Source organism: Kangiella aquimarina DSM 16071 (assembly GCF_000374105.1).
In the GTDB taxonomy this organism is placed as follows: domain Bacteria; phylum Pseudomonadota; class Gammaproteobacteria; order Enterobacterales; family Kangiellaceae; genus Kangiella; species Kangiella aquimarina.
Genome location: NZ_KB893650.1, coordinates 1,183,916 through 1,199,023, shown reverse-complemented (window position 1 = coordinate 1,199,023; position 15,108 = coordinate 1,183,916). Strand labels below are relative to the sequence as shown.

13 protein-coding genes are annotated in these 15,108 nt (G+C 43.9%); 1 reads left to right on the top strand and 12 read right to left on the bottom strand.

What is annotated here, in order from left to right; translation table 11 throughout:
• Positions 1 to 17: 17 nt before the first annotated feature.
• The 3 genes from tadA to guaB all read right to left on the bottom strand — a co-directional run bounded on the left by tadA (position 18) and on the right by guaB (position 3,923).
• The gene (tadA, locus tag B158_RS0105815) at positions 18 to 497 is read right to left on the bottom strand and encodes a tRNA adenosine(34) deaminase TadA (protein ID WP_018624424.1); all 480 of its coding nucleotides are present in this window, start codon (positions 495 to 497) and stop codon (positions 18 to 20) included.
• Positions 498 to 752: 255 nt separating this feature from the next.
• On the bottom strand, positions 753 to 2,330 hold the full coding sequence (guaA, locus tag B158_RS0105810; protein ID WP_018624423.1) for a glutamine-hydrolyzing GMP synthase: 1,578 nt from the start codon (positions 2,328 to 2,330) through the stop codon (positions 753 to 755).
• A 129-nt stretch (positions 2,331 to 2,459) separates the two neighbouring features.
• The gene (guaB, locus tag B158_RS0105805; protein ID WP_018624422.1) at positions 2,460 to 3,923 is read right to left on the bottom strand and encodes an IMP dehydrogenase; all 1,464 of its coding nucleotides are present in this window, start codon (positions 3,921 to 3,923) and stop codon (positions 2,460 to 2,462) included.
• A gap of 111 nt (positions 3,924 to 4,034) precedes the next feature.
• Between guaB and xseA the strand changes: the two genes are divergently transcribed.
• Positions 4,035 to 5,390: an exodeoxyribonuclease VII large subunit gene (gene xseA, locus B158_RS0105800; RefSeq protein WP_018624421.1), complete on the top strand. Its 1,356-nt coding sequence runs from the start codon at positions 4,035 to 4,037 to the stop codon at positions 5,388 to 5,390.
• Between the two features lies 1 nt (position 5,391).
• Here the strand turns inward: xseA and der are convergent, their stop codons facing one another.
• From der to ndk, 9 genes are all read right to left on the bottom strand, one after another.
• Complete coding sequence (der, locus tag B158_RS0105795; RefSeq protein ID WP_018624420.1) at positions 5,392 to 6,795, bottom strand: ribosome biogenesis GTPase Der; 1,404 nt, start codon at positions 6,793 to 6,795, stop codon at positions 5,392 to 5,394.
• A gap of 5 nt (positions 6,796 to 6,800) precedes the next feature.
• Entirely contained in the window at positions 6,801 to 7,967 is a 1,167-nt protein-coding gene (gene bamB / locus B158_RS0105790; protein ID WP_018624419.1) for an outer membrane protein assembly factor BamB, read from the bottom strand.
• A 25-nt stretch (positions 7,968 to 7,992) separates the two neighbouring features.
• Complete coding sequence (locus B158_RS0105785; RefSeq protein WP_018624418.1) at positions 7,993 to 8,622, bottom strand: YfgM family protein; 630 nt, start codon at positions 8,620 to 8,622, stop codon at positions 7,993 to 7,995.
• Between the two features lie 55 nt (positions 8,623 to 8,677).
• Positions 8,678 to 9,949 carry a histidine--tRNA ligase gene (gene hisS, locus B158_RS0105780; protein WP_026309266.1) on the bottom strand — a complete coding sequence of 424 codons (1,272 nt, stop codon included), beginning with the start codon at positions 9,947 to 9,949 and terminating at the stop codon, positions 8,678 to 8,680.
• A 110-nt stretch (positions 9,950 to 10,059) separates the two neighbouring features.
• On the bottom strand, positions 10,060 to 11,199 hold the full coding sequence (gene ispG / locus B158_RS0105775) for a flavodoxin-dependent (E)-4-hydroxy-3-methylbut-2-enyl-diphosphate synthase (protein WP_026309265.1): 1,140 nt from the start codon (positions 11,197 to 11,199) through the stop codon (positions 10,060 to 10,062).
• Between the two features lie 47 nt (positions 11,200 to 11,246).
• A complete protein-coding gene (locus B158_RS0105770) occupies positions 11,247 to 12,197 on the bottom strand; it encodes a RodZ domain-containing protein (RefSeq protein ID WP_018624415.1) in 951 nt (316 codons plus the stop codon).
• Between the two features lie 3 nt (positions 12,198 to 12,200).
• Entirely contained in the window at positions 12,201 to 12,992 is a 792-nt protein-coding gene (gene pilW, locus B158_RS0105765) for a type IV pilus biogenesis/stability protein PilW (protein ID WP_018624414.1), read from the bottom strand.
• Between the two features lie 136 nt (positions 12,993 to 13,128).
• Positions 13,129 to 14,253 carry a bifunctional tRNA (adenosine(37)-C2)-methyltransferase TrmG/ribosomal RNA large subunit methyltransferase RlmN gene (locus B158_RS0105760; RefSeq protein WP_018624413.1) on the bottom strand — a complete coding sequence of 375 codons (1,125 nt, stop codon included), beginning with the start codon at positions 14,251 to 14,253 and terminating at the stop codon, positions 13,129 to 13,131.
• 352 nt (positions 14,254 to 14,605) lie between these two features.
• A complete protein-coding gene (ndk, locus tag B158_RS0105755) occupies positions 14,606 to 15,037 on the bottom strand; it encodes a nucleoside-diphosphate kinase (RefSeq protein WP_026309264.1) in 432 nt (143 codons plus the stop codon).
• Between the last annotated feature and the right edge of the window lie 71 nt (positions 15,038 to 15,108).

Sequence of the window (15,108 nt, the reverse complement as noted above, 5' to 3'; positions counted from 1 at the left end):
TGTCAAATAATAAATGGTTATTTTTTGTCCGAGCTTTTTCTTTTGTTTCTAAAGAATCGTTTTAGCTGCTCGCTACAATCGTCCTGTAAAAGACCTGATTCGACCTGACACTGGTGATTGAAGTTAGGATTTTGCAAAATATTGAGCACGGATCCCGCAGCGCCAGTTCTTGGGTCGGGAGTTGCAAACACCACCCTAGCTACCCTCGCATGAACCATCGCCATTGCACACATGGCGCAAGGTTCAAGAGTGACATACAAAGTTGAATTTACGAGGCGGTAATTCTCTATCTGCGCCCCTGCAGCCCTTAAAGCTACCATTTCAGCATGAGCCGTTGGGTCATGGCTTAATATCGGTTGATTAAAGCCTTCAGAAATAATTTCACCCTCTTTCGCCAATACCGCACCAACAGGAACCTCGCCCTTCTCTTCAGCGATAGCCGCCAATTCAAAAGCTCGTTGCATGCAATTGTGGTCGAATTCAGTAAAGTCAGTCATAGGTTAGTTTTGGCAATAATGGAGGATCTGATGATGGGTTACGCTTTACAAGCTAAACCATCCTATAGAGTCATACAATTATTTGGTTTCAAATTTGCGAGAAGAAATATTGGATTAACTTATTTGCGCCAGCTCTGTAGACGCAGGATTTTTGTGATCTCTACGCGGCAAAAACAGATTTTAGCGCGGAATGGACACAAAGTCCCTGAGCACTAAAATCTGTTTTTAACAAAGTAGAATCGCAAAAAGACAAGTCTACTCCCATTCAATAGTGGCTGGGGGTTTACTGGAAATATCATAAGTCACCCGCGAAATCCCATCCACCTCATTAATAATACGGCCTGATACATGCTCCAGAAACTCGTATGGAAGGTGCGCCCAGCGAGCTGTCATGAAGTCGATAGTTTCTACCGCACGAAGTGCTACCACGTAATCATATTTACGGCCGTCGCCCATCACACCAACAGAACGAACTGGCAAGAATACGGTAAATGCCTGACTGGTTTTATCGTATAGGTCGTGCTTGTACAATTCTTCGATGAAGATGGCGTCTGCGCGACGAAGCAGATCCGCATATTCTTTTTTTACTTCACCCAAAATACGAACACCTAAACCGGGTCCCGGAAAAGGATGACGGAATAGCATATCGTATGGAAGCCCCAGCTCTAAACCGATCTTGCGAACTTCATCTTTAAACAATTCACGTAATGGTTCTACTAATTTAAGATCCATTTTTTCGGGCAAACCGCCCACATTATGATGTGACTTAATAACGTGTGCCTTACCCGTTTTTGCACCAGCTGACTCAATGACATCTGGATAAATCGTGCCTTGCGCCAACCATTTTGCATTGACCAGCTTTTTGGACTCTTCGTCAAAGATATCTACGAACACTTTACCAATAATTTTTCTCTTAGCTTCAGGCTCATCAACACCTTTCAATTCAGATAGGAAACGATCCTCTGCGTCTACACGGATAATGTTCAGACCAAAGTTATCACCAAACATGGCCATCACCTGATCACCTTCATTTAAACGTAATAGACCATTATCTACGAATACACAGGTAAGCTGCTTGCCAATAGCTCTATGCAACAACATAGCCGTTACTGATGAGTCAACACCACCTGAAAGGCCAAGTACAACCTCATCGTCGCCTACCTGTTGTTTAATCTGCTCAATCGCATCATCAATGATGTTTTCTGCGGTCCATAACTTTTCACAGCCACAGATTTCATCAACAAAACGCTCTAGTATTCGACCGCCCTGCTTGGTGTGCGTTACTTCTGCGTGGAACTGGATACCGTAGAAAGGCTTTTCTTTATGAGCAATTGCTGCAATCGGAGCATTATCACTGGAAGCAATGACCACAAAATCTTCTGGAACTGAAAGAACTTTATCACCATGACTCATCCACACATCAAGTACTGGATGACCTTCTGTGTTGAAACGGTCTTCAATGCCTTCGAACAATGTGCTATGCGACTTGGTGAAAACTTCTGCGTAACCAAACTCACGCTTTTCTGAGCCACCGACACGGCCACCAAATTGATGCGCCATGGTTTGCATACCATAACAAATGCCTAAAACAGGAACTCCTAACTCGAAAACAAGCTGCGGTGCACGTGGTGTATTTTCACCGGTTACCGACTCTGGCCCACCGGATAAAATAATACCTTTTGGATTAAACTCACGAATGAACTCGTCTTCGACATCGAATGGTACCAACTCACAATAAACGCCAATTTCACGTACGCGACGCGCAATTAACTGAGTATATTGCGAACCAAAATCCAGAATCAGAACTCGATGCTCATGAATGTTTGCTTGCATTGCTATTACCTTTTATCAAGTTAGGTAGAAATCTTAAAAAAATCAAAAAGCCGCAGACTGATACTGCGGCTTTGAAATAACCCGTCTTATTGTTCGCTCTGACACCAGTACCAAATACTGGCGCATCACTTACTTAACACGATAGTTAGGAGCTTCTTTTGTGATGGCAACGTCGTGCACATGGCTTTCGTTCATGCCAGCATTAGTCACTCTTACAAATTCCGCTTTGGTACGCATCTCTTCAATAGTTGCGCAGCCAGTAAGCCCCATGCTGGAGCGAATGCCACCCATCATCTGATGAATGATCTGTGTCACCGGCCCCTTGTAAGGTACTCGACCCTCGATACCTTCTGGAACTAATTTATCAGCAGCGTTAGAACTCTGGAAATAACGGTCACTTGAGCCTTGCTTTTGAGACATGGCGCCTAATGAGCCCATGCCACGGTATGACTTATATGAACGGCCCTGATATAACTCAACTTCACCAGGAGCTTCTTCGGTACCTGCAAGCATGGAGCCAACCATGACGCTGTATGCACCGGCAGCTAATGCTTTACAAATATCACCTGAGAAACGAATGCCGCCATCAGCAATAAATGGAACGCCTGTTCCTGCCAACTCTTTAGCTACGCTGGAAACTGCTGAAATCTGAGGAACACCAACGCCAGTAACGATACGAGTTGTACAGATTGATCCGGGGCCAATACCAACTTTAACGCCATCAGCACCAGCATCAACTAAAGCACGAGCACCAGCAGCAGTGGCAACGTTACCACCAATGACCTGTTTTTCAGGATAATTCTGCTTAATCCACTTAATTCGATCCAACACACCTTGCGAATGACCGTGTGAAGTATCAACAAGAATAATATCAACACCTGCTGCAACAATTGCCGCGACGCGATCAGGAGTCTCTGGACCTGTACCGACAGCTGCGCCAACACGCAAATGACCATAACGATCTTTGCAGGCGTTAGGCATTGTTTCGGCATTGTTTATGTCTTTAACGGTAATCAGGCCTTTCAGCTCAAAATTATCATTAACGACTAATAGTTTTTCGATACGAAACTCATGCAACTTGTCGTAGATTTCTTCCTGACTGGCATCCTCTTTTACCGTCACCAAACGCTCTTTTGGCGTCATGACTTTAGAGACAGGCTTGTCCAGGCTGGTTTCAAATCGAATGTCACGGTTGGTCACAATACCCACAAGTTGATTACCATCAACGACAGGCATTCCCGAAATACCATGCTCACGAGTCATTTGCTTGACTTGTCCAATGGTAGTATCAGGAGTGATTGTGATTGGATCACTGACAATTCCGCTCTCAAACTTCTTGACGCGACGAACATGTTCAGCTTGCTGCTCAATAGTCATGTTCTTATGAACAAATCCCATACCGCCTTCTTGGGCTAATGCAATAGCTAAACGCGATTCTGTGACCGTGTCCATTGCAGCAGAAACAAGTGGGATATTGAGGCTATATTCGCGGGTAATCTTAGTGCGCAGGTCTGCGTCAGCAGGCAATACTTTGGAGTGTGCCGGCACTAATAAAACGTCGTCAAAGGTAAGAGCTTCCTCTATAATGCGCATATTGTGTACCACGTATTATTACGCCAACGCAAAAGGCGCTGGCTCGATGAAGCGCGTTATTATAACGTCTTCCCCCTTGCAAGGTAAATAACTATTTGATTCGATTTGTCTATGATTAAGCCAATTCTTGAACCACAACAAACCGGCGAAACACGTAAGATTTATTCTGTGAGCGAATTGGCATTCAAAGTTCGAAAACAGCTTGAAGATGTCATCGGTCAAATCTGGATTACTGGCGAAATATCTAACCTTGCCCTTCCCGCCTCAGGCCACTGGTACTTCACACTAAAAGACAATGGTGCTCAGTTACGTTGCGCCATTTTCAAGAATCGTAATCGTAGTGCTCGTTTTACACCAGAAGACGGTCAGCAAGTGCTCATAAGAGCCAAACTCAGTCTTTATGAACCCCGTGGTGACATTCAGCTGATTGGTGAATATATCGAACCAGCTGGAGAAGGCGCCCTGCAAATAGCATTTAACCGCCTGAAAGAAAAGCTACAGGCCGAAGGCTTGTTCGCACCTGAGTTAAAGCGCCCGATTCCTAAATTTCCAAATAGAATAGGGATTGTCACGTCACCAAGCGGTGCAGCCATAAGGGATGTATTGAGTGTCCTGAAGCGTCGGATGCCACAGATTCCAGTCATTATTTACCCAAGTCAGGTTCAGGGCGAAAAAGCAGCAAAAACCTTGATAGAGCAACTCGAAATCGCCAATCAACATGCTCAATGTGATGTGTTGCTGATCACTCGGGGCGGTGGCTCTTTAGAAGACATGTGGTGCTTCAATGACGAAACATTGGCTCGAAAAATTCGCGAAAGCAAAATCCCGGTGGTATCAGCGGTAGGTCACGAAGTTGATACCTCTATCAGTGACTGGGTAGCGGATTTGCGAGCACCTACACCTTCAGCAGCTGCTGAATTACTTGTTCCAGACCAGGCCGATTTACGCCACAAACTTATACAGTTCGAGCGTCGCCTTGCTGGAGAGTTTGAACATAAACTTCAGGTTGCCCAGTCCAAGCTGGATACATTGATTGCTCGTATTGTACACCCCAAGCAGCAACTTAATCATTACAAGGTTGAATTGCACTCACTGAATAAGAGCCTATTCAATGCACAAAAATATTTGATGCAAACTAAACAGGCAGAATTTAAAGACTTGTTGTCTCGACTACACAGCTACAACCCCAGGTTACAGCTCAATCAGGCTAAAACCACTTTGCAGCAGGCAAACAAAAACCTTCAGCAATCATGGCATTATCTGCTTAAGCAGAAGCAGCAGTTGCTAGCTCTTAAAGCACAGAAACTGAATAACATCAGTCCTCTAGCTACTTTAGAACGTGGTTATACAATAACGGAAGATGAAACAGGAAAGGCCATAACTTCGGCTGCAAAGGCTAAGAAAGCAAAACTCCTCACTACCCGCTTTGCAGATGGTGAGGTTAAAAGCATACCGACCAAAAGCTAAATTATCTTCCGCCCCACTTCTTGATAGCGCGCTTACGCTTCAGGCGTTGACGTCTTGTGATTTCGTTTTTCTTGCCCTTAAACGGATTATCGCCCTCTTTCATCTCAAGACGAATTGGGGTACCAATCAGCTTTAATTTATCGCGAAAGAAATTCACCAGGAAACGTCTATAGCTTTCAGGTAGTTTACTGACCTGATTACCGTGAATGACTATCAGTGGCGGGTTATGTCCACCAGGATGAGCATACCGCAATTTAATACGACGTCCACGGACTGTTGGTGGCTGATGTTTCTCAGCAGCTTCTTCGAGCAGTCGAGTTAATTTCGAAGCACTCATCTCCACTTGCGCACTGGCCCAGGCTTCATCAACAGACTCCCAAAGGTGGCCAACGTTAGAACCGTGCAGAGCGGAAATAAAATGAATACGGGCGAAATCAATAAAGCCTAAGCGGCGATCAATTTCATGCTTAACATTATCACGTTGCTCCTCAGTCATGCCGTCCCATTTATTAATTGCAATAACCATTGAGCGGCCAGCATCAATAATATAACTGATTAAGCTGAGGTCCTGATCGGTAATGGGTTCACGTGCATCCATCACCATGATGGTGACATTGGAATCATCGATTGCCTGTAAGGTTTTCAGAACAGAAAACTTTTCTACAGTTTCTTTAACTTTGCCACGACGTCTAACACCCGCAGTGTCAATAAGGGTGTATTTCTTATCACGACGCTCCATTTCAATATAGATGCTGTCACGAGTGGTGCCTGGCATGTCATAAACAACAACACGCTCTTCACCGAGGAAACGGTTTACCAGTGTAGATTTGCCAACATTTGGACGGCCTACGATTGCAAGCTTTAAGCCTTGAGCTTTCTCATAGCCAATCAGCTCTTCGTCATCAGTAGATTCCAGATGCAGTTCGTCAAATATGGTATCAACCAACGTATTAACACCACGACCATGGGCTGCGGCCAGTGGCAATACAGTTTGATAACCTAAGCTGTAATAATCAGAAAGGGCTGCATCGGCATGGATACCATCGACCTTATTAACCAACACAATAATAGGTTTGTTTTGACGTCTTAAGTGACTAGCTACGAACTCATCTGCGGCAGTCATGCCAGTTCTGGCATCTACCAGGAAAAGAACTATGTTTGCTTCATTGATAGCCTGCAATGACTGCCCTGCCATTAAGCCATCAATACCCTCTTCATCACCGGCAATACCACCGGTATCAACCACAATAAACTTCTGGCCTTTTAATGTGGCTTGTCCATATTGACGGTCACGAGTCAGTCCAGGCAGGTTTGCTACCAGCGCATCGCGAGACTTAGTTAGTCTGTTAAATAATGTAGATTTACCAACGTTGGGACGACCAACGAGAGCGATAACTGGTAGCATGAATTTTACTCTTCAGAGGATGAAGCTATAGGGTTTTCCATTACGTGGAGGTAACCATAGCGAGTTGTAGCAATAATGTGTTCATCTGTAACGATTGGAGCGTGAGCTACGCCATAACGATCCAGATGGGTTCGGGCGACAAATTCACCCGTACTTTTGTCTAGCCAGTGCAGGTAACCTTCAAAATCACCTACAACAATATAATCTTCATTGTCTGCAGCACCTGTCGGCTTGCGATATAACAGACCTTCCTGGCTCCAAACCTGTTCTCCAGTAAAGCGATCTAGAGCAACAATTTTACCTGTTGTTTCGACAAGATATACACGAGTTGCATCCACCAGTAATTCCTGAGTAACGGATGTTTCCTCTCGCCATAAGTAGCGACCATTAGTTAAATCCATTGCAATCGCATAACCATTAAAGCCAGCGGCATAAAGGTAATTAGAATAAATAACAGGGCTTGAGTCTACATCAACAATTCGTGAAATCTCAGAGCTTCCTCGAGGGGCAGAAATACGCTGCTCCCACAATAAGTCACCAGTACGAATATTAAAAGCTGCCATTTTGCCATTGGCAAATCCGCTAATAACAATTCCACTGGTTGCAACAGGCGCCGATGTCCCTCTTAATGTTAAATTAGGGATAATACGATCGTAGAACCATTCCTGTTTCTGGGTAGCCAGCGAGTAAGCAAAAATTCTGCCATCGGGTGTGCGAACCACTAAACGACCATCATCAATGGCAGGTTTTGCCAGCACTTCAGTAGTCACATCTACATGCCACAACTTTTTGCCGTCATTAATATCTAAGACATGAACCTTGGCATCTTTGGTTCCAACTGCTACAAGGCCAGCATTTGCCGTTACGCCACCCGATAAAGGTTCTTTCAGTTGTGTTTCCCAGATCAGGTCACCAGTTTTAAGATCAAAAGCTGAAATCAAACCTTTAACATCAGCCGTAATGACTTTATCTTCCCAGATTGCTGGAATTAAGCTGTTGAACTTACCGTCATCACCATCTCCAATAACTTCAACCCACGCTGACTCTATAGAGAACTTCTCTTCAATATCGTCAAGCTCTTTAGGTGGATTGACCACTTCATCGGAGCAAGCCACCAGAAAACTGGTAGCGATCAATAAAGTGACTATTCGTTGTGTCCAACCAGAAATCATAAATTTATCCCGTTATTAGTATCAATTAGTTTTCAATGCCAAACTCGCTAATACGCATCTGAAGTAATGGGTTAACTGCTCCATTTCCCGCATCACGAGCTTCGATTAAGACACTTTTAGCTTCATCATTTTTACCTTGAGCAATCAGAGCTTCAGCCTTGACTAACAAGGCATTAGCTTTAAAAGCTTGCTCATCAATACTATCAGCAGTAGCAATCGCATCGTTGTACTTTTCTAATTGAAGTTGAACTCGCGCTAATCGCAACTGAGCAATAGACTCAAAAGTATCGTTACTTTGGTCAACAACCCACTGCAATTGTTCCGCAGCTTCTTCAAATTTATTATCGCTGGCAAAGGTTTGCGCAAGACTCATAGCTGCCAAAGAAGCATAACTAGAGGCTGCATGCTCAGTTCTGATAGCATCAACTTTACTGATAAGTTCAGAATTGTCTGATGAACTTTGTTCAGTCATAGTCAAAATCTCTGAGTAGGCCAAAGAAGCAAGCTCACCCTGTTTTGTTTTGTGGTCCTGATAGTAGTTCCAGCCAAACAAAGCACCAAAACCGATAACGGCACCTAAAATAATCGCTGTGCCGTTTTCCTTCCAAAACTGTTTGATCGCTTCGACCTGTTGTTCTTCTGTTTCGTAAGCCACTGTCGGCCTCCTCAATAATTGCTCTAATTTATATTAACTGTTTAGACCCGTTCTTTTATACAAGATACTGGTCAAGTAGCTGACAGACATCACGCTGTGATATCACCAACTGCTCTTTATGTTCACGTAGATATTTAACACCAACGGTGCCATCCTTAACTTCCTGCTCGCCAATCACAAGTGCGATTTTTGCGCCACTCTTATCAGCACGTTTAAATTGCTTCTTAAAGTTTCCAGCACCACAGTTCATACGCACTTTAATATCTGGCCATTGATCTCGTAACTGCTCAGCTAGTTGCGTGGCAGTTAACTCCGCCTGATCACCCAGGGCTACCATGTAGACATCAGCCAATGGAATTTCGTCTGTTTCCATTTCCTCAATCAAGGCAACGATTCTTTCAAGGCCCATGGCAAATCCACTTGCTGGTGTTGCATGACCACCCAACTGTTCAGTCAGACCATCGTAGCGACCACCAGCACATATTGTACCTTGCGCGCCAAGCTTATCTGTTATCCACTCAAATACGGTCCGATTATAATAATCCAGACCACGTACCAGGTTGGTATTGATGGTGTAGGGTATATTATTGGTATCCAAAATCTGGCAAAGACGCTCAAAGTGTTGCTTAGACTCATCATCCAGATGTTCACTCAACTTCGGTGCATCTTTTACCAGCTTTTGAACCTCTGGATTTTTGCTATCCAGAATGCGTAAAGGGTTAGTTTGCAATCGACGCTGGCTATCTTCGTCAAGCTGGTCTTTTATTGGTAACAGAAACTCAACCAGTTTATCTCTATAGTTAGCTCTGGCTTCATTGGAACCAAGGGAATTAATTTCTAGGCGTACCGAATCATGTATGCCTATCTTTTTCCAGAGGCGCGCTGTCATCAAAATAAGTTCAGCATCTACATCAGGTGTCCCAACGCCAAATGTTTCAACTCCAAGTTGATAAAACTGTCGGTAGCGGCCTTTTTGCGGTCTTTCATGGCGAAACATGGGGCCCATATACCACAGGCGTTGCTCCTGATTATATAACAGACCATGCTCAATACCGGCGCGGACACAACTGGCAGTACCCTCAGGACGCAAAGTCAGGCTTTCGCCATTGCGGTCTTCAAAGGTGTACATCTCTTTTTCAACGATATCAGTCACTTCGCCGATAGATCGTTTAAATAGATGAGTTTTTTCGACAACAGGCATACGAATTTCGCTGTAGCCATAGCTAGCCATCAGTTGTCTTAATACCGACTCTAATTTTTGCCAGTGAGGTGTAGAGTCCGGCAGGATATCATTCATGCCTCGGACTGCTTGTATTTTTTCCGCCAAAACTAACCTGGCTCCATCAATTGAAAAATTGGATTAAAGTGCGAGATTATAGCGAATTTGGCGAAAAACAGTAGCTTTTTCCGCCAAACTCTTCGATTGGAAATGTGATTTTAACGAACTTGGGTGACAGGCACCTGCTCAGCACCTTTGGTGATTTCTTCGGTCTTTTCGCGCTTTTCGGCTAACTTACGTCGAATCTGTGCCTCCAGCTCGTCAACCAGTGCTTCATTTTCCACTTTATGACTCTTTTCGCCATTCTCATAAAGCATACTTTTCTTGAAGCCCCCAGTTAATCCGATAGTCACTTCCTTAGCTTCGCCCGGGCCATTAACTACACACCCAATGACTGCAACATCAATGTGTTCATTAACGTCTTCTAATCGCTGCTCAAGCTCATTAACGGTTTTGATCACATCAAATTGCTGGCGAGAACAAGATGGACAGGCGATAAGGTTAATGCCTCGTTGACGCAGGCCAAGACTTTTCAGAATATCGTAACCCACTTTGACTTCTTCAACCGGGTCAGCGGCTAATGAGACACGTATGGTGTCACCGATACCTTCTGCCAGTAACATACCCAGGCCAACAGCAGACTTAACTGCACCTGAGCGGAAGCTACCGGCTTCGGTAATACCTAAATGAAGTGGGTTATCGATTTCTTTTGCCAGGATTCTGTAGGCTGACACAGTCATAAAGACATCAGAAGCCTTGAGGCTTATTTTATAGTCCTTAAAATTATGACGTTCCAGAATATCGATATGGCGGTACGCTGATTCAACTAATGCTTCAGGGGTCGGCTCACCGTATTTCTCCTGCAAATCTTTCTCAAGGGAACCAGCGTTAACACCGATACGAATGGGTATGTTACGAGCTTTTGCAGCATCGACTACCGCTTTCACTCTTTCTTCCGAGCCAATATTGCCTGGATTAATTCTTAAGCAATCAACGCCATACTCCGCTACTTTAAGGGCGATGCGATAGTCAAAATGAATATCCGCCACCAAGGGAACTGGCGACTGTTGTTTAATCAGCTTGAAAGCTTCGGCTGCCTTCATGGTGGGTACCGAGACCCTTACGATATCTGCACCCGTATCCGCCAAGGCACGAATTTGTGCTACCGTTGCATCTACATCACAGGTATCTGTATTGGTCATACTTTGTACAGCAATGGGAGCATCACCGCCCACTGGCACATTACCAACCATTATTTGACGCGATTTGCGTCGCTTAATCCATGATCGACCGTTCATAATATTTCACATACAGGTTGTTGAATCTACAGGCTAAAACCGAAAGATTAGTTCCCCAAGGTCAATCGAGCAGCACGAGTATCCGGATAGCTCGATAAATCGATGGGTTCATTTTGATAGGACAATTGTACAGCAGAAGGCTTACCAAGTGTTAGTTCATAAGGCGTTGGACCAGACAAAGTCATCGATGTACCGCCTTTCTTAATTCCTAATGCAAGCACCTTGCCATTAGCATCAGTAATTCTTACCCAGCAATCATCTGAAAATACCAACACCAACTCTCCATTAGAAGCCACTGATTCAGGCTGGGCACTTTCTTCTGCAAGAGCTTCATTGGAAGCATCTCCCTGAAGATTCAAACTTTCAGATGAAAGTTCACTCTCAGATAAGCTTACCCTTTGATCTTCTTGAGCATTAGTTTGCTCAGAGGTCTGCTCGCCAACGGTTTGCAGACTGTCGTCTGCTGAGCCTGAAGAATTCTCGGAAATAGGCAGTAAAAGCTCGCTATTAGGACTGTCCGATATTGATTCAACCTGACCCTCTGAGCTATTTAATGAAGAGGTTAGCTGCTGCCACACCTTTTTCTCAACTAATAAATAGTAAGCACCCAAAAGTAAAATAAGAACAATTAGTGCGGTAAAGATTTTAACCAGCCAGTTGCTGGAATTGATTGGTTTCTCAAGCTCTATCGTCGCAAGCGACTGCTCCGCTTTAACAAATAAATTATTGCGCTTACAGAAATTATCAAAGTTTTCGACAATATCATTGTCATCCAATTTCAATAACTCTGCATAATTTCGTAAATAGCCACGATAAAAAGTTGCTGGAAGGTCTGAAGAGTAATCATCGCTTTCAATAGCGAGGACGGTCTGTCGGGTCAGCTTTAATTGCTGAATGACTTCTTCAATAGAAATCCCAGCCGCTTCTCTAGCCTGCTTCAACAGACTTCCGGGGCTAAACTGAATATCGTTTTCTGGAGTTTGCTCAGATTCTGACATTAATTATCTTATACTAATATATTCTTGAGCTTCATCAGAGGTCGGATAAAGCTCCATTAATTTTTCTCCATACCCACGCATATTGCCACGCGCATCCAGACTTTTCGCTATCTTATAGCCCAACAACAAAGACTTTGCTGTCGGCTTGGTTTTAGCTTCAAAGCGGTACAAATAGGCTTCTGCTAAGCGGTGGTTCTCAGTAACATAGTTTACTTCTGCCATGCCATATAATGAACGAGTCAAATTAGGGTTATATGACAATGCTTTTTCAAAGTACTGTTTAGCAGGCTCATATTTCTCGGCACGTATGGCACAGAATCCTGCATTTTCATAGGCAGCACCTACCGAAGTATAATTTGGTTGCTCTACCGCTCTTAAAAAGTAACGAATACCTTCGTCATACTTCTTGCGAGAATCACACAAAAAGACGCCATAAGCATTGAGGTAGTCCGCATTTTTAGGAGATTCGTCAATTGCTTTCTGATAATAATCTTCGGCTTTATCGTATTCAAAAACAGTTTGATAGTAATAGGCAAGACCATACAGAACATCCGGCATATCTGGAGCATGTTCATATGCTTTCAAAAGATTATGTTTGGCCCATTCCATATGGCCGGCTTGTAAATATTGCAGCCCCAGCGATAAGCGCTTAGCTGCAGCTTCTTTAGGCTCGTATTTGGTACGTTGCACCGCTCCATCTTTAGTTGCAGCACTAGTTGTTTCTCTGGTTGTAGTCTGACACCCAGCCAACATGACTGCTAAAATAACCATCACCCACTTGGCATGCTTCGTCATTGCTTACTTCCTATCAATTTTTATTGCTATTTATAATAAAAGTTTTACTCGGTAATTTCACGTTATGAGCTGATTTATTCAATAAATCAGGAAGTTGGACACAGTACAAGGCGCTATAGTTCAGCGCCTTTTGAAATTAATTGGCTAATGTCTCAACAACAATATCTTTTTGGTATTGCTGACGGCGTTGCTGACGCTTGGTCTTGTCATTGATCTTGCCGGCCAACTGGCCGCAGGCTGCATCAATATCATCGCCTCGAGTCCGTCGAGTCACTACAACATACCCTTTCTTGATTAAATAATCACTAAATAAATCAATAGCTTCCTGCGTCGAAGTCTGATAATTGGCCTGTGGGAAAGGATTAAACGGAATCAGGTTAATTTTACACGGCGTATTCTTCAATAGCTCAGCCAATTCTTTGGCGTGCTTTAAGGTGTCATTAACATCTTTCAGCATCACATACTCAATCGTCACCTTGCGCGCGGCATTAGAGCGTTCCAGATAACGATGTACACTGGCCATTAGTTCTGAAATCGGGTACTTCTTATTAATAGGTACCAAGACATCACGCAATGGGTCATTAGGAGCATGCAGTGAAATAGCCAAGGCTACATCCACTTCATCAATCAAACGATCGAGTTGCGGTACCATACCCGAGGTACTCAAAGTTACACGACGTTTAGATAACCCATAAGCCAGGTCATCCATCATAATTTGCATGGACTTCACTACCGGGTCGAAGTTTGCCAATGGCTCGCCCATACCCATCATCACTACGTTTGTCACTACCCTTTCATCGCTTTTATGCTTGCCATGCAGGTAACGGGCAGCCAACCAGACCTGACCAATAATCTCAGCAGTCGTCAGATTTCGGTTGAAGCCCTGATATCCTGTGGAGCAGAAAGTACATTCCAGCGCACAGCCTACTTGAGAAGAAACACATAGAGTTCCACGATGACGCTCAGGAATAAAGACCATTTCCACAGCCTGGCCGCCAGGGATCTTCAAAGCCCATTTAACAGTACCGTCTTTAGATTCTTGTACACTAAGGACTTCAGGACCTTTGATTTCAGCAACTTCTTTCAGGCGCTCACGGCATAACTTGCTGATATTGGTCATTTCGTCGAAATCTTCGACACCGAACTGATGAACCCACTTCATCACCTGCTGGGCACGGAATGGCTTTTCACCAAGTTCAACGAAGAACTCGACCATTTCATCGCGCGTCAGGTTGAGTAGATTAGTTTTTTCGTTACTCATTACAGGACACCTTTACACGATTAATAACTAGAGAGGACTAGCTACAATCAAAATTTTGTACATTTTATGCGCAATTGCTGCGAATAGCAAAAGCACGCTTTTAAGCAAAAATCACTAATTAAAAAAGGGATGACAACATCATCCCTTTTCTATGTGCCTTACTAATCTCTTTGTCGTTAAGGTTAAATCACTCAGGCAACAAAAAAATTGAGTAAAACAACCTTAAACTTTAAAACGTGGAGGTTTGCTTCAAGTTCGAGGCGCCTGATGGGTTTTCAGCGGAGGCGACCTGAGTGGTCGTTGAGCATGAAAATCTATCAGGCAACAAAGAAATTGAACAAAACAACCGTTTTTATCGAGTGCGAGGACAAATCTCATCAGCACCGAAGAAATAACTGATCTCACGCTCTGCTGACTCAGGGCTGTCAGAACCATGGGCAGCATTCTCATCTACAGATACAGCGTAATCTGCACGGATAGTACCGCGTAGTGCTTCAGCAGGATTAGTTGCACCCATGATTTCACGGTTTGCTTTAATCGCATTTTCGCCTTCAAGAACTTGAACCATAACTGGGCCAGAAGTCATGAAGTCAACTAAAGCACCGAAAAAAGGACGCTCTTTGTGTTCTGCGTAGAAGCCTTCAGCTTTTTCGCGAGAAAGGTGGATCATTTTAGCTGCAACGATGCGAAGACCAGCGCGCTCGAAACGGCTGTAGATTTCGCCAATAACATTTTTTGCAACTGCGTCTGGTTTTACGATAGAAAAAGTACGTTCGATAGCCATTTCGGACTCCATCAATATTCAGTCAAATGCTTCCTCAGCTATAAGTCAGCATTACATTAAGGATTCATAAT

Coding starts and splice junctions, on each gene's coding strand:
- guaB (WP_018624422.1), bottom strand. CDS start 3,923: ATGCGCATTATAGAGGAAGCTCTTACCTTTGACGACGTTTTATTAGTG.
- tadA (WP_018624424.1), bottom strand. CDS start 497: ATGACTGACTTTACTGAATTCGACCACAATTGCATGCAACGAGCTTTT.
- ispG (WP_026309265.1), bottom strand. CDS start 11,199: ATGAACGGTCGATCATGGATTAAGCGACGCAAATCGCGTCAAATAATG.
- der (WP_018624420.1), bottom strand. CDS start 6,795: ATGCTACCAGTTATCGCTCTCGTTGGTCGTCCCAACGTTGGTAAATCT.
- bamB (WP_018624419.1), bottom strand. CDS start 7,967: ATGATTTCTGGTTGGACACAACGAATAGTCACTTTATTGATCGCTACC.
- B158_RS0105770 (WP_018624415.1), bottom strand. CDS start 12,197: ATGTCAGAATCTGAGCAAACTCCAGAAAACGATATTCAGTTTAGCCCC.
- guaA (WP_018624423.1), bottom strand. CDS start 2,330: ATGCAAGCAAACATTCATGAGCATCGAGTTCTGATTCTGGATTTTGGT.
- ndk (WP_026309264.1), bottom strand. CDS start 15,037: ATGGCTATCGAACGTACTTTTTCTATCGTAAAACCAGACGCAGTTGCA.
- B158_RS0105760 (WP_018624413.1), bottom strand. CDS start 14,253: ATGAGTAACGAAAAAACTAATCTACTCAACCTGACGCGCGATGAAATG.
- pilW (WP_018624414.1), bottom strand. CDS start 12,992: ATGACGAAGCATGCCAAGTGGGTGATGGTTATTTTAGCAGTCATGTTG.
- xseA (WP_018624421.1), top strand. CDS start 4,035: ATGATTAAGCCAATTCTTGAACCACAACAAACCGGCGAAACACGTAAG.